General features: G+C 52.7%; 26 protein-coding genes. 8 read left to right on the forward strand and 18 right to left on the reverse strand.

The window, feature by feature from the left end:
• Positions 1–79 precede the first annotated feature (79 nt).
• From sigX to ACSZPK_RS14270, 7 genes are all read left to right on the forward strand, one after another.
• The gene (gene sigX, locus ACSZPK_RS14240) at positions 80–670 is read left to right on the forward strand and encodes an RNA polymerase sigma factor SigX (protein ID WP_437882133.1); all 591 of its coding nucleotides are present in this window, start codon (positions 80–82) and stop codon (positions 668–670) included.
• 115 nt (positions 671–785) lie between these two features.
• Positions 786–1,838: an OmpA family protein gene (locus ACSZPK_RS14245; protein ID WP_437882134.1), complete on the forward strand. Its 1,053-nt coding sequence runs from the start codon at positions 786–788 to the stop codon at positions 1,836–1,838.
• 199 nt (positions 1,839–2,037) lie between these two features.
• Positions 2,038–2,877, forward strand: a complete 840-nt coding sequence (galU, locus tag ACSZPK_RS14250) for a UTP--glucose-1-phosphate uridylyltransferase GalU (RefSeq protein WP_437882135.1) — start codon at positions 2,038–2,040, stop codon at positions 2,875–2,877.
• A gap of 78 nt (positions 2,878–2,955) precedes the next feature.
• On the forward strand, positions 2,956–4,314 hold the full coding sequence (gene gorA / locus ACSZPK_RS14255; RefSeq protein ID WP_437882136.1) for a glutathione-disulfide reductase: 1,359 nt from the start codon (positions 2,956–2,958) through the stop codon (positions 4,312–4,314).
• A gap of 4 nt (positions 4,315–4,318) precedes the next feature.
• The gene (locus ACSZPK_RS14260) at positions 4,319–4,951 is read left to right on the forward strand and encodes a trimeric intracellular cation channel family protein (RefSeq protein ID WP_437882137.1); all 633 of its coding nucleotides are present in this window, start codon (positions 4,319–4,321) and stop codon (positions 4,949–4,951) included.
• Positions 4,948–5,598: a paraquat-inducible protein A gene (locus ACSZPK_RS14265; RefSeq protein WP_437882138.1), complete on the forward strand. Its 651-nt coding sequence runs from the start codon at positions 4,948–4,950 to the stop codon at positions 5,596–5,598. The genes ACSZPK_RS14260 and ACSZPK_RS14265 overlap by 4 nt, the downstream gene beginning before the upstream one ends.
• On the forward strand, positions 5,585–6,196 hold the full coding sequence (locus ACSZPK_RS14270; RefSeq protein WP_437882139.1) for a paraquat-inducible protein A: 612 nt from the start codon (positions 5,585–5,587) through the stop codon (positions 6,194–6,196). Before ACSZPK_RS14265 ends, ACSZPK_RS14270 begins: the two co-directional genes overlap by 14 nt.
• A 317-nt stretch (positions 6,197–6,513) precedes the next feature.
• Here the strand turns inward: ACSZPK_RS14270 and ACSZPK_RS14275 are convergent, their stop codons facing one another.
• The 18 genes from ACSZPK_RS14275 to ACSZPK_RS14360 form a co-directional block, all read right to left on the reverse strand.
• Entirely contained in the window at positions 6,514–7,761 is a 1,248-nt protein-coding gene (locus ACSZPK_RS14275) for a zonular occludens toxin domain-containing protein (protein ID WP_437882140.1), read from the reverse strand.
• 2 nt (positions 7,762–7,763) lie between these two features.
• Positions 7,764–8,126 (reverse strand): DUF2523 family protein, encoded by a 363-nt coding sequence (locus ACSZPK_RS14280; protein WP_437882141.1) that lies wholly within the window; start codon positions 8,124–8,126, stop codon positions 7,764–7,766.
• A 1-nt stretch (position 8,127) separates the two neighbouring features.
• Positions 8,128–9,504 (reverse strand): hypothetical protein, encoded by a 1,377-nt coding sequence (locus ACSZPK_RS14285; protein WP_437882142.1) that lies wholly within the window; start codon positions 9,502–9,504, stop codon positions 8,128–8,130.
• Between the two features lie 130 nt (positions 9,505–9,634).
• Complete coding sequence (locus tag ACSZPK_RS14290) at positions 9,635–9,856, reverse strand: hypothetical protein (protein WP_437882143.1); 222 nt, start codon at positions 9,854–9,856, stop codon at positions 9,635–9,637.
• A gap of 443 nt (positions 9,857–10,299) precedes the next feature.
• A complete protein-coding gene (locus ACSZPK_RS14295; protein WP_437882144.1) occupies positions 10,300–10,638 on the reverse strand; it encodes a DNA-binding protein in 339 nt (112 codons plus the stop codon).
• Between the two features lie 75 nt (positions 10,639–10,713).
• Positions 10,714–11,034, reverse strand: coding sequence for a hypothetical protein (locus tag ACSZPK_RS14300; RefSeq protein ID WP_437882145.1), 321 nt, complete (start codon positions 11,032–11,034; stop codon positions 10,714–10,716).
• Complete coding sequence (locus tag ACSZPK_RS14305) at positions 11,034–12,329, reverse strand: phage/plasmid replication protein, II/X family (RefSeq protein ID WP_437882146.1); 1,296 nt, start codon at positions 12,327–12,329, stop codon at positions 11,034–11,036. The genes ACSZPK_RS14300 and ACSZPK_RS14305 overlap by 1 nt, the downstream gene beginning before the upstream one ends.
• 894 nt (positions 12,330–13,223) lie before the next feature.
• Positions 13,224–13,352: a hypothetical protein gene (locus ACSZPK_RS14310; protein ID WP_437882147.1), complete on the reverse strand. Its 129-nt coding sequence runs from the start codon at positions 13,350–13,352 to the stop codon at positions 13,224–13,226.
• Positions 13,345–13,602 carry a hypothetical protein gene (locus ACSZPK_RS14315; RefSeq protein ID WP_437882148.1) on the reverse strand — a complete coding sequence of 86 codons (258 nt, stop codon included), beginning with the start codon at positions 13,600–13,602 and terminating at the stop codon, positions 13,345–13,347. The genes ACSZPK_RS14310 and ACSZPK_RS14315 overlap by 8 nt, the downstream gene beginning before the upstream one ends.
• Before the next feature lie 503 nt (positions 13,603–14,105).
• On the reverse strand, positions 14,106–15,353 hold the full coding sequence (locus ACSZPK_RS14320) for a zonular occludens toxin domain-containing protein (protein WP_437882149.1): 1,248 nt from the start codon (positions 15,351–15,353) through the stop codon (positions 14,106–14,108).
• A gap of 2 nt (positions 15,354–15,355) precedes the next feature.
• The gene (locus tag ACSZPK_RS14325) at positions 15,356–15,718 is read right to left on the reverse strand and encodes a DUF2523 family protein (protein ID WP_437882141.1); all 363 of its coding nucleotides are present in this window, start codon (positions 15,716–15,718) and stop codon (positions 15,356–15,358) included.
• A gap of 1 nt (position 15,719) precedes the next feature.
• On the reverse strand, positions 15,720–17,096 hold the full coding sequence (locus ACSZPK_RS14330; protein WP_437882142.1) for a hypothetical protein: 1,377 nt from the start codon (positions 17,094–17,096) through the stop codon (positions 15,720–15,722).
• 130 nt (positions 17,097–17,226) lie between these two features.
• Positions 17,227–17,448 (reverse strand): hypothetical protein, encoded by a 222-nt coding sequence (locus ACSZPK_RS14335; RefSeq protein ID WP_437882143.1) that lies wholly within the window; start codon positions 17,446–17,448, stop codon positions 17,227–17,229.
• 443 nt (positions 17,449–17,891) lie between these two features.
• Positions 17,892–18,230, reverse strand: a complete 339-nt coding sequence (locus ACSZPK_RS14340; protein ID WP_437882144.1) for a DNA-binding protein — start codon at positions 18,228–18,230, stop codon at positions 17,892–17,894.
• 75 nt (positions 18,231–18,305) lie between these two features.
• Positions 18,306–18,626, reverse strand: coding sequence for a hypothetical protein (locus ACSZPK_RS14345; protein ID WP_437882145.1), 321 nt, complete (start codon positions 18,624–18,626; stop codon positions 18,306–18,308).
• Entirely contained in the window at positions 18,626–19,921 is a 1,296-nt protein-coding gene (locus ACSZPK_RS14350) for a phage/plasmid replication protein, II/X family (RefSeq protein ID WP_437882146.1), read from the reverse strand. Before ACSZPK_RS14350 ends, ACSZPK_RS14345 begins: the two co-directional genes overlap by 1 nt.
• Before the next feature lie 894 nt (positions 19,922–20,815).
• Positions 20,816–20,944, reverse strand: coding sequence for a hypothetical protein (locus ACSZPK_RS14355; RefSeq protein WP_437882147.1), 129 nt, complete (start codon positions 20,942–20,944; stop codon positions 20,816–20,818).
• Positions 20,937–21,194: a hypothetical protein gene (locus ACSZPK_RS14360; protein ID WP_437882148.1), complete on the reverse strand. Its 258-nt coding sequence runs from the start codon at positions 21,192–21,194 to the stop codon at positions 20,937–20,939. The genes ACSZPK_RS14355 and ACSZPK_RS14360 overlap by 8 nt, the downstream gene beginning before the upstream one ends.
• A 499-nt stretch (positions 21,195–21,693) precedes the next feature.
• Here ACSZPK_RS14360 and ACSZPK_RS14365 point away from each other — a divergent pair, with 499 nt between their 5' ends.
• Entirely contained in the window at positions 21,694–22,455 is a 762-nt protein-coding gene (locus tag ACSZPK_RS14365) for a hypothetical protein (RefSeq protein WP_437882150.1), read from the forward strand.
• Positions 22,456–22,500 lie beyond the last annotated feature (45 nt).

Raw genomic sequence — 22,500 nt, forward strand, 5'->3', positions numbered from 1 at the left:
CATTCCTGTTAAAGTATGCGGCCGCCGCCCACGAGGGCGAGGCTGCTAACCGTGACTCTGACTGCCGGCACGATCCGTTTTGAACAAAGGCCAACCGCTACCCACGCGATATAATCCGCGCGAGCTCTCCGACGAGGAGCTGGTGCAGCGTGCCCATGTCGAATTGTTTCACGTCACCCGGGCCTATGAAGAACTCATGCGCCGATATCAGCGTACTCTGTTCAATGTATGCGCACGATATCTGGGAAATGAACGTGATGCCGATGACGTGTGTCAGGAAGTCATGCTCAAAGTTCTTTATGGCCTGAAGAACTTCGAAGGCAAGTCCAAATTCAAGACTTGGTTGTATAGCATTACTTACAATGAGTGCATCACTCAGTACCGTAAAGAGCGGCGCAAGCGGCGCCTTCTCGATGCCTTGAATCTGGATCCGCTCGAAGAGGCTTCGGAGGAAAAGGCGCCCAAGGTCGAAGAACGTGGCGGACTTGATCGCTGGCTTATCCATGTCAACCCTATCGACCGGGAGATTCTCGTCCTGCGCTTTGTCGCCGAACTTGAGTTCCAGGAGATAGCCGACATCATGCATATGGGCCTGAGCGCCACGAAGATGCGCTACAAACGAGCCCTGGATCGGCTGCGGGAAAATTTTTCAGAAAAAACTGAAACTTAATTTAGGGTCAATTATCTGAGGCATGACGGTCACTACTTCTGGTAGTATTACCGCCAAGTTGTTCCGCATGACCGTAGGGGCAACCAAAGTCATCATAAGATGGGGATTTTTACGGATGAAACTGAAAAACACCTTGGGCATTGTCATCGGCTCTCTGGTCGCTGCAACTGCCCTCAATGCTGTAGCACAAGGCCAAGGCGCTGTTGAAGTCGAAGGCTTTGGTAAGCGTTACTTCACCGACAGCGCACACGACCTGTCCAATGGCAACCTGTTCGGTGCCTCGGTAGGCTACTACCTGACCGACGATGTCGAAGTCGCGCTGTCTTATGGCGAATACCACGACATTCGCTCCGAGAATGACACCGGCAACAAGAACATCAAGGGCAGCCTGACCAGCCTTGATGCAATCTACAACTTCGGCACTCCAGGTGTCGGTCTGCGTCCTTACGTCTCCGCTGGCTTCGCTCACCAGAGCATCGGCAACGTACCGGCTCGCACTGGTCGTGACCACAGCACCTTCGCCAACATCGGCACCGGCCTGAAGTACTACTTCAGCGAGAACTTCTACGCCAAAGCCGGCCTCGACGGTATCTACAACATCGACCGTGGCGACTCCGAATGGTCTGCTGGCGTGGGTGTGGGTCTGAACTTCGGCGGTTCGTCGAACAAGGCTGCTCCTATCGAGCCTGCTCCTGAGCCGGTTGCCGATGTCTGCTCCGACAGCGACAACGACGGCGTCTGCGACAATGTCGACAAGTGCCCGAACACTCCTGCCAACACCACCGTTGATGCTGATGGCTGCCCAGCCGTCGCTGAAGTTGTGCGTGTCGAGCTGGACGTGAAGTTCGACTTCGACAAGTCCAAGGTCAAAGAAGAAAGCTACGGTGACATCAAAAACCTGGCTGACTTCATGAACCAGTACCCGCAAACCACTACCACCGTCGAAGGTCACACTGACTCCGTCGGTACCGATGCTTACAACCAGAAGCTGTCCGAGCGTCGCGCAAGCGCTGTTCGTGAAGTACTGGTCAACCAGTACGGTGTAGGTTCGGAGCGTGTCAACTCCGTAGGTTACGGCGAATCCCGCCCGGTTGCTGACAACGCTACCGAAGCTGGTCGTGCTGTTAACCGTCGTGTAGAAGCTCAGGTCGAGGCTCAAGCCAAGTAATTAGCTTCTTGCGTAGCGGAAAGGCCCGGCAATTGCCGGGCCTTTCTGTTTCTGGGCATTGATGAAGCCAAGGTTGAACTTGCTGGTGCCCGCTTTATCTATGAATAGGTCGTACGACGCGTGGCGCCCATTGTAAGGATTACGATGCCTGATTAGACTGCGCCAACTTCATCCTACCGCTGCAATGCCAAGGATTTTTATGATCAAGAAATGTTTGTTCCCGGCTGCCGGCTATGGCACTCGCTTCCTTCCGGCTACCAAGGCCATGCCCAAGGAAATGCTGCCGGTCGTCAACAAACCACTTATTCAATACGGTGTCGAAGAGGCCGTTGAAGCCGGCCTGAATCAGATCGCCATGGTCACAGGTCGCGGCAAGCGTGCCCTCGAGGATCACTTCGACATCAGTTATGAACTGGAGCACCAGATCCAGGGCACCGATAAGGAAAAGTACCTGGTCGGTATTCGTCACCTGATCAATACCTGCAGCTTTTCCTACACCCGTCAGGTGGAAATGAAAGGTCTCGGCCATGCGATTCTCAGCGGCCGTCCTCTGATTGGCGACGAGCCTTTCGCTGTGGTTCTGGCAGATGACTTGTGTCTTAACCTGCAGGGTGACGGCGTTCTTCAGCAGATGGTCAAGCTTTACAACCAGTTCCGCTGCTCCATCGTAGCCATCCAGGAAGTTCCGCCAGAAGAAACCTCCAAATATGGTGTTATCGCTGGCGAGATGATCCGCGACGACATCTTCCGGGTGAACAATATGGTCGAGAAACCCAAGCCGGAAGATGCGCCATCCAACCTGGCGATCATCGGCCGCTACATCCTCACGCCTGACATCTTCGACTTGATCGAACGCACCGAGCCAGGCAAAGGAGGGGAGATCCAGATCACCGACGCGCTGATGAAGCAAGCCCAGGACGGCTGTGTCATCGCATACAAGTTCAAGGGCAAGCGTTTCGACTGCGGTGGTGCAGAAGGCTACATCGACGCGACCAACTACTGCTTCGAGAATCTGTACAAGACTGGCAAGGCGTACTGATCACGTTTCGATGCTGGATGAGGCCACCTTCGGGTGGCCTTTTCATTTATGCTTCGTGGCTCAAGAAAGGGGAACTCAATGTCCAACGACTTCGATCTTTTCGTGATTGGTGCCGGTTCCGGTGGTGTTCGCGCAGCACGTTTCGCCGCCAACTTCGGAGCCCGCGTGGCCGTAGCCGAAAGCCGCTACCTGGGCGGCACCTGCGTGAACGTCGGTTGCGTGCCGAAGAAGCTGTTGGTGCAAAGTGCTCATTACCCGGAAGATTTCCAGCAGTCATCCGGTTTTGGTTGGCGTGTGGAGGAGGCGAGCTTCGACTGGTCGACACTGATCGCCAACAAGGATCGTGAAATACAGCGTCTCAACGGTATCTACCGCAACCTGCTCACAGGCAGCGGGGTCACTGTGATCGATGGTCATGCCCGCATCGAAAGCCCGACCAGCGTGCGCGTCGGCGATACTGTCTACAGTGCAGCAAACATCCTCATTGCTACGGGCGGCTGGCCGGAAATCCCCGACATTCCGGGTAAAGAACTGGGGATTACTTCGAATGAGGCTTTTCATCTCAAGGCGTTACCCAAGCGCATCCTTGTCGTCGGTGGTGGCTACATCGCTGTAGAGTTCGCCTCGATATTCCATGGACTTGGCGCCGATGTGTCCCTGCTGTATCGCAAGGAGCTGTTTCTGCGTGGCTTCGACCAGAATATCCGCACCCATTTGCGTGATGAACTGACCCGCAAGAAACTGGACCTGCAGTTCAATACCGAAATTGCCCGTATCGACAAACAGCAAGATGGCTCCCTGCAGGCAACCCTCAAGGATGGGCGCGTATTGCCGGCAGACTGCGTATTCTACGCCACCGGACGACGCCCGATGCTGGATGGCCTAGGTTTGGAAAATACCAAGGTGTCGCTCGACACGCGTGGTTTCATCGAAGTGGATGAGCGCTACGCTACCGCTGAGCCAACGATCCGCGCGCTCGGCGATGTGATCGGGCGCGTTCAGCTCACACCCGTGGCGCTGGCAGAAGGGATGGCCGTGGCCCGCTATCTGTTCCGACCAGAGGAAGCCAGGCCCGTCGACTACCGATTGATCCCCACTGCGGTTTTCAGCTTGCCGAACATCGCAACGGTCGGGCTGACTGAAGAGCAGGCCAGGGCGGAAGGCTTCCAGGTGAAGGTCTTCGAAAGCAAATTCCGGCCCTTGAAACTGACCCTGACCGAAAATCAGGAACGTACGCTGATGAAGCTGGTCGTTGATGCCCGGACTGACAAGGTACTCGGTTGTCACATGATCGGGGCAGAGGCGGGGGAGATAATCCAGGGACTCGCTGTTGCCCTCAAAGCTGGTGCAACCAAGCGTATTTTCGATGAAACCCTAGGTATCCATCCCACCTCGGCGGAAGAGTTCGTCACCATGAGAACACCGGTGAACGACTGAGTCCATGGGCCAGCTTTTCTATCTTGCGGATTTATTCGGGGTCGTAGTGTTCGCCATCACCGGTGCGTTGATGGCCGGGCGCAAGTCCATGGATATGTTCGGTGTACTTGTCATTGCCATTATTACTGCGCTGGGAGGAGGCACGCTGAGGGATGTGATCCTGGGCAATTATCCCGTCAGCTGGATTCGTGACGATACCTACATAGGCGTAGCCTCTCTGGCTGCCGTGGGGACGGTACTCTGGGTACGCCTGACCCAGCCGATCCATGAGCGGGGGCTGCTGATCGCTGATGCTTTTGGTCTCGCCGTGTTCACGGTGATCGGCACCGAAGTGGCGCTGCAGCATCAGGCGCCTCATAGCGCGGCTGTGATCATGGGGGTAATGACTGGAGTTGCTGGTGGTGTGATGCGCGATGTGATCTGCAATGAGATTCCACTGATTTTCCAAAAGGAAATCTACGCCACCGCCAGTATTCTAGGGGCGCTGGTTTTCATTGGCATGACTGAATTCGCGAGCGCCGCTCATTGGCTCAATGCGGGAACGGCGATGACGGTCGTGCTGCTAGTGCGTCTGGCCGCGATTCGTTGGCATCTGCGACTTCCCCAGTTGCATCTGCTTGACCGGAGCGAACGATGAGCACGCAGTCTTTGCCTCCATTGAGTGAACTGATCGCCTGTCACGAATGCGATCTATTGCTGCATCACCCCAAGCCTGGTCCTGGTGAGAAAGCGTGTTGTCCACGCTGCGGCTACGAACTGGTCGTTCATCGTACCCATATGCGCAGCCGTTCGTTGGCCTTGGTCATTACAGCGCTGATTCTGTTCGTGCCGGCCAACTTTCTGCCGATCATGAGCCTCAATCTGCTCGGCCAGAGCTCGGTCGATACCGTGTGGAGCGGGGTAGTGGGGCTGTATCATTCCGGTATGGAGGGCGTTGCTGTGGTGGTGCTCCTCTGTAGCATGCTGGTGCCACTGCTCAAGCTGCTTTGCCAACTGTTAGTCCTGTTGTGCATGCCATTCAGGTTCTGGAGACCGCTGGGCATTCGCCTCTACCGTATTTATCACCATCTGCGTGAATGGGGCATGCTGGAGGTGTACCTGTTTGGCATCATGGTTTCGATCGTCAAGCTGGCGGATATGGCAGAAGTGCACCTGGGCATTGGTATAGGCTGCTTCATTGCCCTGATGCTCACGCAAATCTGGTTGGAAGTGAGCATGTCGCCTCATCAGGTGTGGGACGCTTTGAGCGATAACGACGTGGAGGCAGCCCATGCGCGCGATTGATGCAGGCATCGTCATTTGCCAGGAATGCCACAAGCTGGAATATCTGGATGAAAACCAAGTCCAGCACTGTTCGCGGTGCGGCGCGAAGCTGCACTCACGGCGGCCGAACAGTATCTTGCGGACGTGGGCGTTGCTGATCACGGCTGCGATTCTCTACATTCCTGCCAATATGCTGCCGATCATGACAGTCAACTTCCTTGGCAATGGATCACCCTCAACGATCATGAGCGGTGTTCTCGAGCTCATTCATGCCGACATGCTGCCGATTGCGCTGGTGGTGTTCGTGGCGAGCATCCTGGTACCGACCTTCAAACTGATAGGCGTGGCAACGTTGTTGTATTCCGTTCAACGCCGCCAGCCAATGTCCGCGCAGCAGCGCATATTGATGTTCCGTTTCATCGAATGGATCGGGCGCTGGTCCATGCTCGACATCTTCGTCATTGCCATCCTCGTTGCCGTGGTCAACTTCGGTAACCTGGCCAGCATACAAGCCAATCTTGGCGCCGCAGCATTCGCCAGCGTCGTGATCCTGACCATGCTGGCAGCACTGACCTTCGACCCCAGACTGATATGGGATAGTCACGCAGAAGATGAATAGGAGTGCTCAGGCATTGTTGGTCTATTGGATACTGTATTTAACATAATATACATTATGCGAAGCCTACATAGCGAAGGCAGGCAACCAGAGCGCCAGATATCGCACCGGCAAAAACCACATAAACCGCTATCTCGCCTTCAGTCATCGCCAGGGCCTCGATCAATCATCAGTTGAGCCGCAACACGCGTTTCGCGGGCTTCACGTTCTAACTGGCGTCGCCAAGCAGGACGGCAAACATAGGCCCATACATACGCAGTCATCCATGCAACCCAGGCGCACCAAGAAAGCTTCGACAAAATCATAACGACCATACGCTGCTACCTCCACGGCCGTGCCGGATACTCGCTGTCGGGCACTACGACAACTGATGATTCGTTGCTGGCGACCGAGCTTTGTCGCTCTGAACCGAGCCGCTTCGCAGCTCGGTCGCCAGCAACTTGAGCAGCACCAGAGCAAGCCACAGTCCTCGTTTGACCTTCGAAGATGAGATCCGCAGCGCATAGGCTACGACCTCGGATCGAATAACCAGCCATGGCCAGGTCGCGTGCAGACTGCTGAAAAACATCGTCGTCACGACGCAACTCGAAAATGTAGAGAGTGCCTTTCGACGTGAACGCACCAGCTTTAATAGTGATCTTGAATTCGCCAAACGGGTCGATAAGGGATGGCTCTACAGGAACGCTCTGCACCCTCTTAGCATCGCCGTCATGATCAGCAGCCACAGGCTTAGGCGTATCGCGAACGGCAGGAGCCTGCGCAACAGAATCTTTATTAGTGGACGAAGAAGATAACGGAATACGGACGCCATCTTTGAAAGCAAAATAAATAGCACCTGCAACGATTCCGAAGACAAGTAATAAGCGCGGAGACGCGAAAGCACTCTTGCCCGCCATTGTGTCACGATGTTGTCCGGTCGCTGTTGAGTCATAGAGTTTAAACACTCGCTTATCTATTTTGCGGAGGGCGACAATAGTAGAGCCGTCATTAGGCGCCCTATTCTCTTGCGCGCTATGCATGGCTTCTTTGTAATCTTTCTGAACAATAAACTTGAGTGCATTGCCCAAAAGAGCCAAATTCCGATGTTCATATGCAGCCTCGGAAGTTTGACGAATCTGCTCATGGACATATTTGATATTGGGTGTTGTAAGAATAACATCCCAATTCCAATGCCTATGGCGTGTCCACGCATCAAGAAAGTTAAACGGGCGATCAGCTGTATTTGCAGCATCAAGCCCGCCAGGGTAATCAAATCGCTCTAAGAACTTGTCAGTCCAGCTCTTAGGGAAAAGAGATTGCGCCTCATCGAATATAAGGAATGCATCACGCGGAGCCCATTGAAACCAAGTTCTGATTTTATCCATGCCCTCCTGGGTCTCATGATTTATATACATCAAATCAAAAGAGTCGGGCAGATCACTAAAGAGTCGCTCGAATCGTTCGGCAGACATACCGCGAATATTAGTGATAATTAGGCGTCCAGCCTTTGCCGCAGGAACAGCATCATCCCATACCGCCCCGGAGGTTTTATAAGCACCATTGGCGCCATGATGAATCTTAATAGCCATAACTACCTACCGATAAATGGAACAAACTTGAGAGCCCAGCGCGTAGGAATTGCAGAAAAAATCATCGTAATAGCCTGGGGCACTTTAAAAAAACCAAGCATAGAACGATATTCATCCGGTATCGCACCGTAAAACTGCGAAACCTGATCAGCAACGCCAATGTCTTCCATAATGTCCTGCACCACTGTATATGCAACATCAAGCGCAAAGACCATAGTCTTAAGATACGAATAGATCATGACCTTGGTAAAGACGACAAAGACCTCCTTAAAGAACTGATAAATACCATTCTTGGTAAACTCCAAGAAATCCCCAACGGCATCATTGATGCCATTAAAAAAATCACCAACAAAGCCAAGGTCCATATCAGTCCTTAAATATAATGAAGAGGGAAATGAGTGCGGCAATAAACAAGAGAGCAAGCCCTATGATAGAAAGCTCGCTAGAAAACTTAGACATGCAAAAACTTATTGATTCACCAAGAATGGTCACAGAATCACCACAGGAAAGCGATGATCCGCCTGAAAGAGAAAGGCTTACAGAAAAAGAATCTCCAAGTTTCTTGGAGCCTTGAGCTATTTCAGTCTTTGCCTCTTCAATCTTTTCATCCCACTCCGCTATTGCATCAGTGAAATCACCTTGCTCAGTCGGCTTTACTATCGGCGTGACAACCGGAGAGTCTCCATCCCCCTCATCGCCCTCCTCATCTGAATCGCCATCATCACACCCATCACCCGTACAGGTGCTAGACGTGTCGCCGGTCGTGCCATCGGCATTCGTACCTTCGCTGGAACCCTCGGTTTTAGACGTGCTTGTACAAGGGGTCACACCCTTACAAGACGTTGTATCAGTCGTTGTCGTTGTACTGTTGCTCTTAGAACCGTCAGTATTTGTTGTTTGCGTTTCCGTCGTCGCCTTATTTGTTTCGTTGTAGTTAGGCGATGGCGTACCAGGGCTACAAACGATGGTCCCCGCATTAGTGCAATTTAACTTGCCAGGAGTTTCATACTTGGATTGAGATGTACAAGACCGAGTTTGACTACCATCAGAAGCAGTTACCCAACTATCGCACTTTTCTTCTTTAAAACTAGTCGGAGTCGGATCAATAGTTATCGGCTCTTTACGTGTTGAATCGGTAGAAGAGCCACCAGAAGTGCAGCTTTCACCAGTGCCGCGATAGTAAACAACACAATAGAGCGAGTCTTTATCGTAACCATCCTTAAAGATACGATTGCACTCTTTAACGCCGGTATTAGAAAGACCGGCTGTTGTATCCCTAGAAAAACCGCAGGAATTATCACAAATGGAATCGTTAGGCGCAGATGGAACAGACTGATCATAAGAGCCCGCATTGTATTCATGCGTAACTTGCTGATCCTTTGTTGATTCACACGGGTCAGCCTCAGCCGCGTCGCAGGCTCCAGTTTCGGAGTTATAAGTAGTACCTTCTGCACAAGCACTCCCTTTGCGAGTGACATTGCCATAGTTCGCAGTGCAAGACCCCGTGCTGCTACACATATTGCAATAAGCCTGTGAGCCACTATTAAATAATGTAACTCCGGATTTAGTATAAGCAGGGTAATCACTAGAGCGATATACCCATAGCGCATCACAAGCAGCAACAGCAGATGAATAAGAATTACTGCTTATATTTGAATTTGAAGAGACCCAATAGTAATCCGTCGCACTAGCGACCTGAGCAAAGAATAACGAACCCAATAAACAAAACAGTAAACGACGCATAAAAAATAAGGGGGCCTAAGCCCCCTCCTCCTGATCCCCGATGGGCGTCATAGATATTCAGAACATCGAATGCCCTGGACAAGGGCGCATGCCATAAGAACGCCCAGCAGAGCAGACAGGAGACCCGCCATTACAACTTGCGAACAAGTGCAATGATAATGCCGACAACAGCGATACCGGCCACGGCAGCAACAACCAGGGCACCGGTACTCTGACCATCCGTCTTGGCCTCGTTAATCGGTTCAGCAGCAGCATCAGCAACAGCGCCCGCATTTGCAGCGGCAGTAGCAACGAGAGCAGAAGCGCCCGCAACAACGGGGCCGAACTTGCGAACAAAATTTTTCATTTTCATAGTTAGAAACTCTTGATTTTTCGGATGTTGGAAAGACAAATGCCGACACCGAAACCCACACAAAACAGGACAATGGTTGCACCAAAGAACTGTAGGAAAGTTTCAGAATCAAACCCGCCAGATAACAACAACTCCAACTCACTGGCGAGGTCAGTTGGAATTACATAGGCCTCAATCCACTCACTGTGCAAACACGAAGTTATATTGGTCTCGGCATCAGTGCCGAATTCGGTGCACACGTTGACGAACTGAGTAGCCATGTTTATGCAGCCTCAATAACGACTGCGTCGTCGTCGATGCATGCCCAATGACAGTCATCGCAGACACGAAAATCAGGGGCTGGCAGAAGATCAGGCGCGGCCGCGGGCTGGTTCCAAAGCTGGCCCATACAGCACTCGCAGAGGTCGCAGAAGACGCGGTCATGAATGATCACTGCCCTACCCTCAGCTAGCCGCAGCAACAGGCGCTTTCAACTGCATCTGGACAGGCTTACGGTCACCAGACAGCCAGAAGTCGAAACCGGCGTTACCGGCCTTGGATGCCCACGGCCCGACCCGTACGGGCACGGTAACGGGCTTACCCTTGTACTGGTCGTAAAGATGATTCAAGCCAGCTTCGAGATCGGCCTTGGCCATCTTGATACCGATGGTCTTGGTCTCGTCGATGCCGAATTGGTTTTTGTCCTGGACCTCAACAAGCACCAGGTTGTCAGTGAAACTGTTAGCACCTACGGTGCGGGTGTTGGCTTTGAAGCCATGGCACAGGCCGGTCAGTAGCAGCATGATTTACGCCTCACAGGGTAGAAATTGGGCCGGCTGGCCCGGTTGGGAAATCAAGATCAAGAGCGCCGTGCGTCATCAAATCCACCTCGGAAATGGCAGGCAGGAGAACCAACGGGAGTCGATCTGGTAGAGGCGTTCGCCCTCTTCCACGTCATGCAAAGATTGGTATTCATCCCAAGGGTCGAAGTCGTCCGGACCACGCTCTGGCGTGTCATCGAAAGACCTGCTCCATTCATGGCAGCGAATGCACCCGTAGGTTTTCCAACTATCAAAGCAGCCGTTCGGGAAGTGGTAGCGACAGCCCTTAACCTTGCAGACCTGAGCCCCCAGCAGGCGGCTAAAACTGGTCAGCAACTTCATGCCATTGCCCGGTTTGATCCAAACCATGCGCACCATCAGGCAGCCTCCACCGAGGGTTCGACGTACCAATCAGGGCGCTGCGCGCTGAAATCGACCTGCAAGAATCGCAGGATCGGTACGACGTTGTTTTTGTGGTCGTCGGTCTTGAGCTTCTGCAACGCAGCCTTGCTCAAGCCGCATTCGCAAATCTGGTCAACGTGACGGTAGAAAGTGGCACGAGACATAGAGGCCATAGTTTCTTCCCACCCGTAATCCTTGAGGCTGCGATAAGTACGAAAGAGGTTGAGCGCCACAGTTTCGTTAGGCGGGCTAGCAACAAAAACAGGCGGAAGAATCACGCCAGTTGACTTGTCAGTTTTGGCCTTAGTCCACCGACCACCCGGCTTAGTGAACTTCTCTTTAAGTGCGGCCAGCACTTTGTCATCGTTAATTACTCTCATGGAGATACCTTCAAAGGCCGCAAACAGTTCTTTCGTTACTTGCTCCCAGCACCACTGGATAAAGCAAATGCCCTGGGTGGCTAGATGCTCTTGATAGTCACAAAGCGCCCACAACTTGGACGGGATGTTCTTTCGGTCGAGCCAGCGGTGCATAACCGTGGCTTCCAGGCGAATGAGGTTGTCAGCCCAGGCGACGAGATCGGGGTTTTGTAGAACGGCAAGAGTCCGACGAGCCGAGAGGTTCCCTCCCCTCGCCGCTTTGACTGCCTTGTCAATCTCGCCGCGAAACTCAGGCCCTTTCAGGTACGCCTTGAGCTTGCGCAAGCGGGTTTCTTTGCTGCCCCAGTAAGCGGTGGTCTGGTAGTCGTCACCACGGTTTCGGGTCTGGCCGTTACTGACGCCTCGAAGCGCCTGGATCAGCTGGAGCGAGGTGCGCTCGTCAGGTAGGCGGGCCGAGAAGGTGCAGTCGATGCTGTAGACCTGAGTCGACTGCCAATCGAGTTGAGCGAACAACTCGGGGTAAGAACCGGCAAGCCACTTGAGCATGATCTCCGCGCCGAGACGGATCGAGGTAGGGCCAAACACGTTATGCCCCTGGAGAAGCTTTGCAGGGCTGGCTTTCAGTTCAACACCGGGATTCATGCGCTTGCCAAGGGACTGGTGAAAGACCTTGACGGCCATCGGAGTAAACGACGTCGGCAGCGACTCCCATGCGTGCGACAAGTCCTCAACGATGTAACCGCCCTGCCCGTCAGCGAGAACGCTGGTAGCACGTAGCGGAATGCCCAAACTCTCAAGATCAACCGACAAGTAGTGATGACCCGAAGCATCACCATGAAGGGTGATCGCGTCAGTCTTGAACGGTATGAACATGTGAATTTTGTCGAGCATTTACAGATTCCGCTTCCGTTGCATGCATGCATGCAAATCACAATGGTGCGGAATGTATACGTGTGAACAAGCGTGCGTCAACACAAGTCACATGCATGCACGTACACTTTTGGAGGTTTCCCGATGATAGGTAGTGGCTCAATGCCAGCGACTTTGCGATTGACGAACGACGAACAAGAGTTGCTCAGAAAAAAATGCATAGAAATCAACAAGTTACTTGTTAAGCAGGGTCGCCAACCAATAAGGGATAGCGAGCTAGCACATTTTTTGCTAAGCGAATCAATAACTTACGTCGAACTTGGGGAGAACGGGATGCTGTCAATCGAGCTCCCGAGAGCGGCCAAGAAATAACCAAAAGTCTCACCATGAGACAAGAGTCCACCATTAGAGATGGTGGACCCTGGCCGCTACGCGTCCAGGCAACTCCGAGGGATCGACATGCAAACTTGGGCGCTGATAGCGATCATGATCGGGGGAGATGCAAAGCTAGTAGGCCTATACGAAAACGAGGCCAATTGCAGGCTGACAGAGGCGCTGGTCGAAGCCAAAGCAAAGGGGTTAGGAAAAGCGAAACCGGAGACAGGATGCTTCCAGCTCAAGCCAGAACCACAGTCAAAGTCGTAGGGGCAAGCCCCTACAACCCTCTCCGCAGAGCCGACATTCGTCGGCTAGCTTCGAACAGGGGTGAACCCCTGCGCCTTCGGCTACCCCCATTCCGCACTGCCGGCCTTACAAGCTTGTCCGCGACGCCGACATTCGTCGGCTGCTACCAAACAGGGCTGCCGCCCTGCGCCTTCCGGCTACCCGTCGAACTTCGTTCGATGTTCCGCCATTCGCTACACAGCGCGCTACGCGCGGGGGTGATCAGTCAGGAGGTGGGATTGGTCCGCAAGATCAGGAAAAATAGGCGAAGGCTGCGAGACCGAGAAAGACAAACGTGGTGACCACGCAACCAACAACAGGCACCCAAGACGGCGAAGCCGGCCGACTCTTCCACTCTTCAATCAAGTCACGCTTATCCATCGATCAAATCCCCTTGGCCGGTCTTCTCAAGCAACTGAGCAGCAGCAGAACGCGCCTGCTCGATGACAGCCTTGAGGCGGCGAATTTCGAGTTTCTGAGCAGTCACAATGTCTTCAAGTTCGAGATTGCGAGACGCCAGACCTAGCGCGTCTTGAGCCGCCATGGCGAACGCTTTTGATGCCACGCGCTGGCCGTACTGGATTTGCATACGAGAGGCCAACCCTTCGTCGGCCTGGAATTTGATAAGCATGGTTCTGGTACCTTTTCGTTTAGCTAGGTTCGTTCCTCGATCGAGAAAATGGTACCAAATCACCTGCAGGAACTCAATGGTTTAGGTACCATTTTTGTCTTCTGCAGATCTTCCAGGACGAGAGTATTGGTACCAATCGGCATCGCATAATCCGTGGTGATGTTACGCCTTGCCCGATGGGCATGCCGTGGCCTGCGGATAGTCCCACGGCACCGGCTCAACATAACCGCGGGCCTCATTATGCGAAGCCTACATAGCGAAGGCAGGCAACCAGAGCGCCAGATATCGCACCGGCAAAAACCACATAAACCGCTATCTCGCCTTCAGTCATCGCCAGGGCCTCGATCAATCATCAGTTGAGCCGCAACACGCGTTTCGCGGGCTTCACGTTCTAACTGGCGTCGCCAAGCAGGACGGCAAACATAGGCCCATACATACGCAGTCATCCATGCAACCCAGGCGCACCAAGAAAGCTTCGACAAAATCATAACGACCATACGCTGCTACCTCCACGGCCGTGCCGGATACTCGCTGTCGGGCACTACGACAACTGATGATTCGTTGCTGGCGACCGAGCTTTGTCGCTCTGAACCGAGCCGCTTCGCAGCTCGGTCGCCAGCAACTTGAGCAGCACCAGAGCAAGCCACAGTCCTCGTTTGACCTTCGAAGATGAGATCCGCAGCGCATAGGCTACGACCTCGGATCGAATAACCAGCCATGGCCAGGTCGCGTGCAGACTGCTGAAAAACATCGTCGTCACGACGCAACTCGAAAATGTAGAGAGTGCCTTTCGACGTGAACGCACCAGCTTTAATAGTGATCTTGAATTCGCCAAACGGGTCGATAAGGGATGGCTCTACAGGAACGCTCTGCACCCTCTTAGCATCGCCGTCATGATCAGCAGCCACAGGCTTAGGCGTATCGCGAACGGCAGGAGCCTGCGCAACAGAATCTTTATTAGTGGACGAAGAAGATAACGGAATACGGACGCCATCTTTGAAAGCAAAATAAATAGCACATGCACCGATTCCGAAGAGAAGTAATAAGCGCGGAGACGCGAAAGCACTCTTGCACGTCATTGTGTCAAGATGTTGTACTGTCGCTGTTGAGTCAGAGAGTTTAAACACTCGCTTATCTATTTTGCGGAGGGCGACAATAGTAGAGCCGTCATTAGGCGCCCTATTCTCTTGCGCGCTATGCATGGCTTCTTTGTAATCTTTCTGAACAATAAACTTGAGTGCATTGCCCAAAAGAGCCAAATTCCGATGTTCATATGCAGCCTCGGAAGTTTGACGAATCTGCTCATGGACATATTTGATATTGGGTGTTGTAAGAATAACATCCCAATTCCAATGCCTATGGCGTGTCCACGCATCAAGAAAGTTAAACGGGCGATCAGCTGTATTTGCAGCATCAAGCCCGCCAGGGTAATCAAATCGCTCTAAGAACTTGTCAGTCCAGCTCTTAGGGAAAAGAGATTGCGCCTCATCGAATATAAGGAATGCATCACGCGGAGCCCATTGAAACCAAGTTCTGATTTTATCCATGCCCTCCTGGGTCTCATGATTTATATACATCAAATCAAAAGAGTCGGGCAGATCACTAAAGAGTCGCTCGAATCGTTCGGCAGACATACCGCGAATATTAGTGATAATTAGGCGTCCAGCCTTTGCCGCAGGAACAGCATCATCCCATACCGCCCCGGAGGTTTTATAAGCACCATTGGCGCCATGATGAATCTTAATAGCCATAACTACCTACCGATAAATGGAACAAACTTGAGAGCCCAGCGCGTAGGAATTGCAGAAAAAATCATCGTAATAGCCTGGGGCACTTTAAAAAAACCAAGCATAGAACGATATTCATCCGGTATCGCACCGTAAAACTGCGAAACCTGATCAGCAACGCCAATGTCTTCCATAATGTCCTGCACCACTGTATATGCAACATCAAGCGCAAAGACCATAGTCTTAAGATACGAATAGATCATGACCTTGGTAAAGACGACAAAGACCTCCTTAAAGAACTGATAAATACCATTCTTGGTAAACTCCAAGAAATCCCCAACGGCATCATTGATGCCATTAAAAAAATCACCAACAAAGCCAAGGTCCATATCAGTCCTTAAATATAATGAAGAGGGAAATGAGTGCGGCAATAAACAAGAGAGCAAGCCCTATGATAGAAAGCTCGCTAGAAAACTTAGACATGCAAAAACTTATTGATTCACCAAGAATGGTCACAGAATCACCACAGGAAAGCGATGATCCGCCTGAAAGAGAAAGGCTTACAGAAAAAGAATCTCCAAGTTTCTTGGAGCCTTGAGCTATTTCAGTCTTTGCCTCTTCAATCTTTTCATCCCACTCCGCTATTGCATCAGTGAAATCACCTTGCTCAGTCGGCTTTACTATCGGCGTGACAACCGGAGAGTCTCCATCCCCCTCATCGCCCTCCTCATCTGAATCGCCATCATCACACCCATCACCCGTACAGGTGCTAGACGTGTCGCCGGTCGTGCCATCGGCATTCGTACCTTCGCTGGAACCCTCGGTTTTAGACGTGCTTGTACAAGGGGTCACACCCTTACAAGACGTTGTATCAGTCGTTGTCGTTGTACTGTTGCTCTTAGAACCGTCAGTATTTGTTGTTTGCGTTTCCGTCGTCGCCTTATTTGTTTCGTTGTAGTTAGGCGATGGCGTACCAGGGCTACAAACGATGGTCCCCGCATTAGTGCAATTTAACTTGCCAGGAGTTTCATACTTGGATTGAGATGTACAAGACCGAGTTTGACTACCATCAGAAGCAGTTACCCAACTATCGCACTTTTCTTCTTTAAAACTAGTCGGAGTCGGATCAATAGTTATCGGCTCTTTACGTGTTGAATCGGTAGAAGAGCCACCAGAAGTGCAGCTTTCACCAGTGCCGCGATAGTAAACAACACAATAGAGCGAGTCTTTATCGTAACCATCCTTAAAGATACGATTGCACTCTTTAACGCCGGTATTAGAAAGACCGGCTGTTGTATCCCTAGAAAAACCGCAGGAATTATCACAAATGGAATCGTTAGGCGCAGATGGAACAGACTGATCATAAGAGCCCGCATTGTATTCATGCGTAACTTGCTGATCCTTTGTTGATTCACACGGGTCAGCCTCAGCCGCGTCGCAGGCTCCAGTTTCGGAGTTATAAGTAGTACCTTCTGCACAAGCACTCCCTTTGCGAGTGACATTGCCATAGTTCGCAGTGCAAGACCCCGTGCTGCTACACATATTGCAATAAGCCTGTGAGCCACTATTAAATAATGTAACTCCGGATTTAGTATAAGCAGGGTAATCACTAGAGCGATATACCCATAGCGCATCACAAGCAGCAACAGCAGATGAATAAGAATTACTGCTTATATTTGAATTTGAAGAGACCCAATAGTAATCCGTCGCACTAGCGACCTGAGCAAAGAATAACGAACCCAATAAACAAAACAGTAAACGACGCATAAAAAATAAGGGGGCCTAAGCCCCCTCCTCCTGATCCCCGATGGGCGTCATAGATATTCAGAACATCGAATGCCCTGGACAAGGGCGCATGCCATAAGAACGCCCAGCAGAGCAGACAGGAGACCCGCCATTACAACTTGCGAACAAGTGCAATGATAATGCCGACAACAGCGATACCGGCCACGGCAGCAACAACCAGGGCACCGGTACTCTGACCATCCGTCTTGGCCTCGTTAATCGGTTCAGCAGCAGCATCAGCAACAGCGCCCGCATTTGCAGCGGCAGTAGCAACGAGAGCAGAAGCGCCCGCAACAACGGGGCCGAACTTGCGAACAAAATTTTTCATTTTCATAGTTAGAAACTCTTGATTTTTCGGATGTTGGAAAGACAAATGCCGACACCGAAACCCACACAAAACAGGACAATGGTTGCACCAAAGAACTGTAGGAAAGTTTCAGAATCAAACCCGCCAGATAACAACAACTCCAACTCACTGGCGAGGTCAGTTGGAATTACATAGGCCTCAATCCACTCACTGTGCAAACACGAAGTTATATTGGTCTCGGCATCAGTGCCGAATTCGGTGCACACGTTGACGAACTGAGTAGCCATGTTTATGCAGCCTCAATAACGACTGCGTCGTCGTCGATGCATGCCCAATGACAGTCATCGCAGACACGAAAATCAGGGGCTGGCAGAAGATCAGGCGCGGCCGCGGGCTGGTTCCAAAGCTGGCCCATACAGCACTCGCAGAGGTCGCAGAAGACGCGGTCATGAATGATCACTGCCCTACCCTCAGCTAGCCGCAGCAACAGGCGCTTTCAACTGCATCTGGACAGGCTTACGGTCACCAGACAGCCAGAAGTCGAAACCGGCGTTACCGGCCTTGGATGCCCACGGCCCGACCCGTACGGGCACGGTAACGGGCTTACCCTTGTACTGGTCGTAAAGATGATTCAAGCCAGCTTCGAGATCGGCCTTGGCCATCTTGATACCGATGGTCTTGGTCTCGTCGATGCCGAATTGGTTTTTGTCCTGGACCTCAACAAGCACCAGGTTGTCAGTGAAACTGTTAGCACCTACGGTGCGGGTGTTGGCTTTGAAGCCATGGCACAGGCCGGTCAGTAGCAGCATGATTTACGCCTCACAGGGTAGAAATTGGGCCGGCTGGCCCGGTTGGGAAATCAAGATCAAGAGCGCCGTGCGTCATCAAATCCACCTCGGAAATGGCAGGCAGGAGAACCAACGGGAGTCGATCTGGTAGAGGCGTTCGCCCTCTTCCACGTCATGCAAAGATTGGTATTCATCCCAAGGGTCGAAGTCGTCCGGACCACGCTCTGGCGTGTCATCGAAAGACCTGCTCCATTCATGGCAGCGAATGCACCCGTAGGTTTTCCAACTATCAAAGCAGCCGTTCGGGAAGTGGTAGCGACAGCCCTTAACCTTGCAGACCTGAGCCCCCAGCAGGCGGCTAAAACTGGTCAGCAACTTCATGCCATTGCCCGGTTTGATCCAAACCATGCGCACCATCAGGCAGCCTCCACCGAGGGTTCGACGTACCAATCAGGGCGCTGCGCGCTGAAATCGACCTGCAAGAATCGCAGGATCGGTACGACGTTGTTTTTGTGGTCGTCGGTCTTGAGCTTCTGCAACGCAGCCTTGCTCAAGCCGCATTCGCAAATCTGGTCAACGTGACGGTAGAAAGTGGCACGAGACATAGAGGCCATAGTTTCTTCCCACCCGTAATCCTTGAGGCTGCGATAAGTACGAAAGAGGTTGAGCGCCACAGTTTCGTTAGGCGGGCTAGCAACAAAAACAGGCGGAAGAATCACGCCAGTTGACTTGTCAGTTTTGGCCTTAGTCCACCGACCACCCGGCTTAGTGAACTTCTCTTTAAGTGCGGCCAGCACTTTGTCATCGTTAATTACTCTCATGGAGATACCTTCAAAGGCCGCAAACAGTTCTTTCGTTACTTGCTCCCAGCACCACTGGATAAAGCAAATGCCCTGGGTGGCTAGATGCTCTTGATAGTCACAAAGCGCCCACAACTTGGACGGGATGTTCTTTCGGTCGAGCCAGCGGTGCATAACCGTGGCTTCCAGGCGAATGAGGTTGTCAGCCCAGGCGACGAGATCGGGGTTTTGTAGAACGGCAAGAGTCCGACGAGCCGAGAGGTTCCCTCCCCTCGCCGCTTTGACTGCCTTGTCAATCTCGCCGCGAAACTCAGGCCCTTTCAGGTACGCCTTGAGCTTGCGCAAGCGGGTTTCTTTGCTGCCCCAGTAAGCGGTGGTCTGGTAGTCGTCACCACGGTTTCGGGTCTGGCCGTTACTGACGCCTCGAAGCGCCTGGATCAGCTGGAGCGAGGTGCGCTCGTCAGGTAGGCGGGCCGAGAAGGTGCAGTCGATGCTGTAGACCTGAGTCGACTGCCAATCGAGTTGAGCGAACAACTCGGGGTAAGAACCGGCAAGCCACTTGAGCATGATCTCCGCGCCGAGACGGATCGAGGTAGGGCCAAACACGTTATGCCCCTGGAGAAGCTTTGCAGGGCTGGCTTTCAGTTCAACACCGGGATTCATGCGCTTGCCAAGGGACTGGTGAAAGACCTTGACGGCCATCGGAGTAAACGACGTCGGCAGCGACTCCCATGCGTGCGACAAGTCCTCAACGATGTAACCGCCCTGCCCGTCAGCGAGAACGCTGGTAGCACGTAGCGGAATGCCCAAACTCTCAAGATCAACCGACAAGTAGTGATGACCCGAAGCATCACCATGAAGGGTGATCGCGTCAGTCTTGAACGGTATGAACATGTGAATTTTGTCGAGCATTTACAGATTCCGCTTCCGTTGCATGCATGCATGCAAATCACAATGGTGCGGAATGTATACGTGTGAACAAGCGTGCGTCAACACAAGTCACATGCATGCACGTACACTTTTGGAGGTTTCCCGATGATAGGTAGTGGCTCAATGCCAGCGACTTTGCGATTGACGAACGACGAACAAGAGTTGCTCAGAAAAAAATGCATAGAAATCAACAAGTTACTTGTTAAGCAGGGTCGCCAACCAATAAGGGATAGCGAGCTAGCACATTTTTTGCTAAGCGAATCAATAACTTACGTCGAACTTGGGGAGAACGGGATGCTGTCAATCGAGCTCCCGAGAGCGGCCAAGAAATAACCAAAAGTCTCACCATGAGACAAGAGTCCACCATTAGAGATGGTGGACCCTGGCCGCTACGCGTCCAGGCAACTCCGAGGGATCGACATGCAAACTTGGGCGCTGATAGCGATCATGATCGGGGGAGATGCAAAGCTAGTAGGCCTATACGAAAACGAGGCCAATTGCAGGCTGACAGAGGCGCTGGTCGAAGCCAAAGCAAAGGGGTTAGGAAAAGCGAAACCGGAGACAGGATGCTTCCAGCTCAAGCCAGAACCACAGTCAAAGTCGTAGGGGCAAGCCCCTACAACCCTCTCCGCAGAGCCGACATTCGTCGGCTAGCTTCGAACAGGGGTGAACCCCTGCGCCTTCGGCTACCCCCATTCCGCACTGCCGGCCTTACAAGCTTGTCCGCGACGCCGACATTCGTCGGCTGCTACCAAACAGGGCTGCCGCCCTGCGCCTTCCGGCTACCCGTCGAACTTCGTTCGATGTTCCGCCATTCGCTACACAGCGCGCTACGCGCGGGGGTGATCAGTCAGGAGGTGGGATTGGTCCGCAAGATCAGGAAAAATAGGCGAAGGCTGCGAGACCGAGAAAGACAAACGTGGTGACCACGCAACCAACAACAGGCACCCAAGACGGCGAAGCCGGCCGACTCTTCCACTCTTCAATCAAGTCACGCTTATCCATCGATCAAATCCCCTTGGCCGGTCTTCTCAAGCAACTGAGCAGCAGCAGAACGCGCCTGCTCGATGACAGCCTTGAGGCGGCGAATTTCGAGTTTCTGAGCAGTCACAATGTCTTCAAGTTCGAGATTGCGAGACGCCAGACCTAGCGCGTCTTGAGCCGCCATGGCGAACGCTTTTGATGCCACGCGCTGGCCGTACTGGATTTGCATACGAGAGGCCAACCCTTCGTCGGCCTGGAATTTGATAAGCATGGTTCTGGTACCTTTTCGTTTAGCTAGGTTCGTTCCTCGATCGAGAAAATGGTACCAAATCACCTGCAGGAACTCAATGGTTTAGGTACCATTTTTGTCTTCTGCAGATCTTCCAGGACGAGAGTATTGGTACCAATCGGCATCGCATAATCCGTGGTGATGTTACGCCTTGCCCGATGGGCATGCCGTGGCCTGCGGATAGTCCCACGGCACCGGCTCAACATAACCGCGGGCCTCATTATGCGAATCCTTGGATTCGACCGCGGAGATCCATGCACGCATTTTTTAAAACTGGAATCTCCAACTGGTGATCAGCTAGAGCCCCAGTGCCACGCGGGTCATTGGAACAGAATCGCGCGCCGACATTTATGCCAGCCGCAAAGGCTGGCTTTTTTATAGAAATGCTGATGCCCTTGGCATCGGCCAGTCGCCTGGCGCATTGCGTAAAACCAAAGATTTACTAACATCATTCTGATATCACCTTCAATCAGGATGCAGCATGAATATCAGGACGATTAACGCTACCCTCCTCATAACGACCTTGCTGGGCGGCTGCACCACGGCAAGGGATGCTGGACCCACTCAATGGCCATGGGGAGATTCGAATCTCAAGAACCTCAAAGGCTGCCAGTCAAGCTGCAGCACCGCCGAGATGTATGAGTCGGTAATCGCCGCCACCACATTCTGCAGGCAAGTCAGCAACTTCTACGAAGGCAGCAGCAACATCAACTCCAGAACCAAGCTAGGAGTGAAGGTGCTCGGCGTTTTCGCTGGCAGCGTGTTCGGGATCACTGCGGGAGGTACCGCAGCCAAGGCTTGGTCGTCGCTTTCCGGCGCAACGAACGGTATCCAGACCGACCTGGGTGACGAGGCCCTGGTGCGATCCAATCGGGCTCGGGTCATCAGCGGCCTGCTGGAAAAATTCCACGCGGAAATCGCTGATGCGCTGTCCTCCAGCAGCATCTCCGAAACACAAAGAGCAAAGGTGGTCCTGGCATCGATATCCGTCAGTGGCCGCTGCGCCACTCACTCTCAAGAACTGCCGACGGATGAATCGGCGAGGCTGGAAGAAAAAGTTGCAGCCATCGATAAGCTGCTCAATGAGCGCCTGAAGACGCCGGAAGAACTTGCCGCCGATAAGCTCGCGGCCGAGGAGGGTGCCGAGAAACAGGCGGCAGTAGATCGGGCCTATGCCGCGCTCAAGGCCAAAGAGGCCGAAGACACCGCCAAGCAACAAGACGCGCAAACAGCGAAACAATGACGCTAGCGACGCCCCTGGCCGACAGAGCCTGCTTAGCGGCCCATG

The sequence above is a fragment of the Pseudomonas sp. LRF_L74 genome (genome assembly GCF_965644255.1).
Taxonomy (GTDB): domain Bacteria; phylum Pseudomonadota; class Gammaproteobacteria; order Pseudomonadales; family Pseudomonadaceae; genus Aquipseudomonas.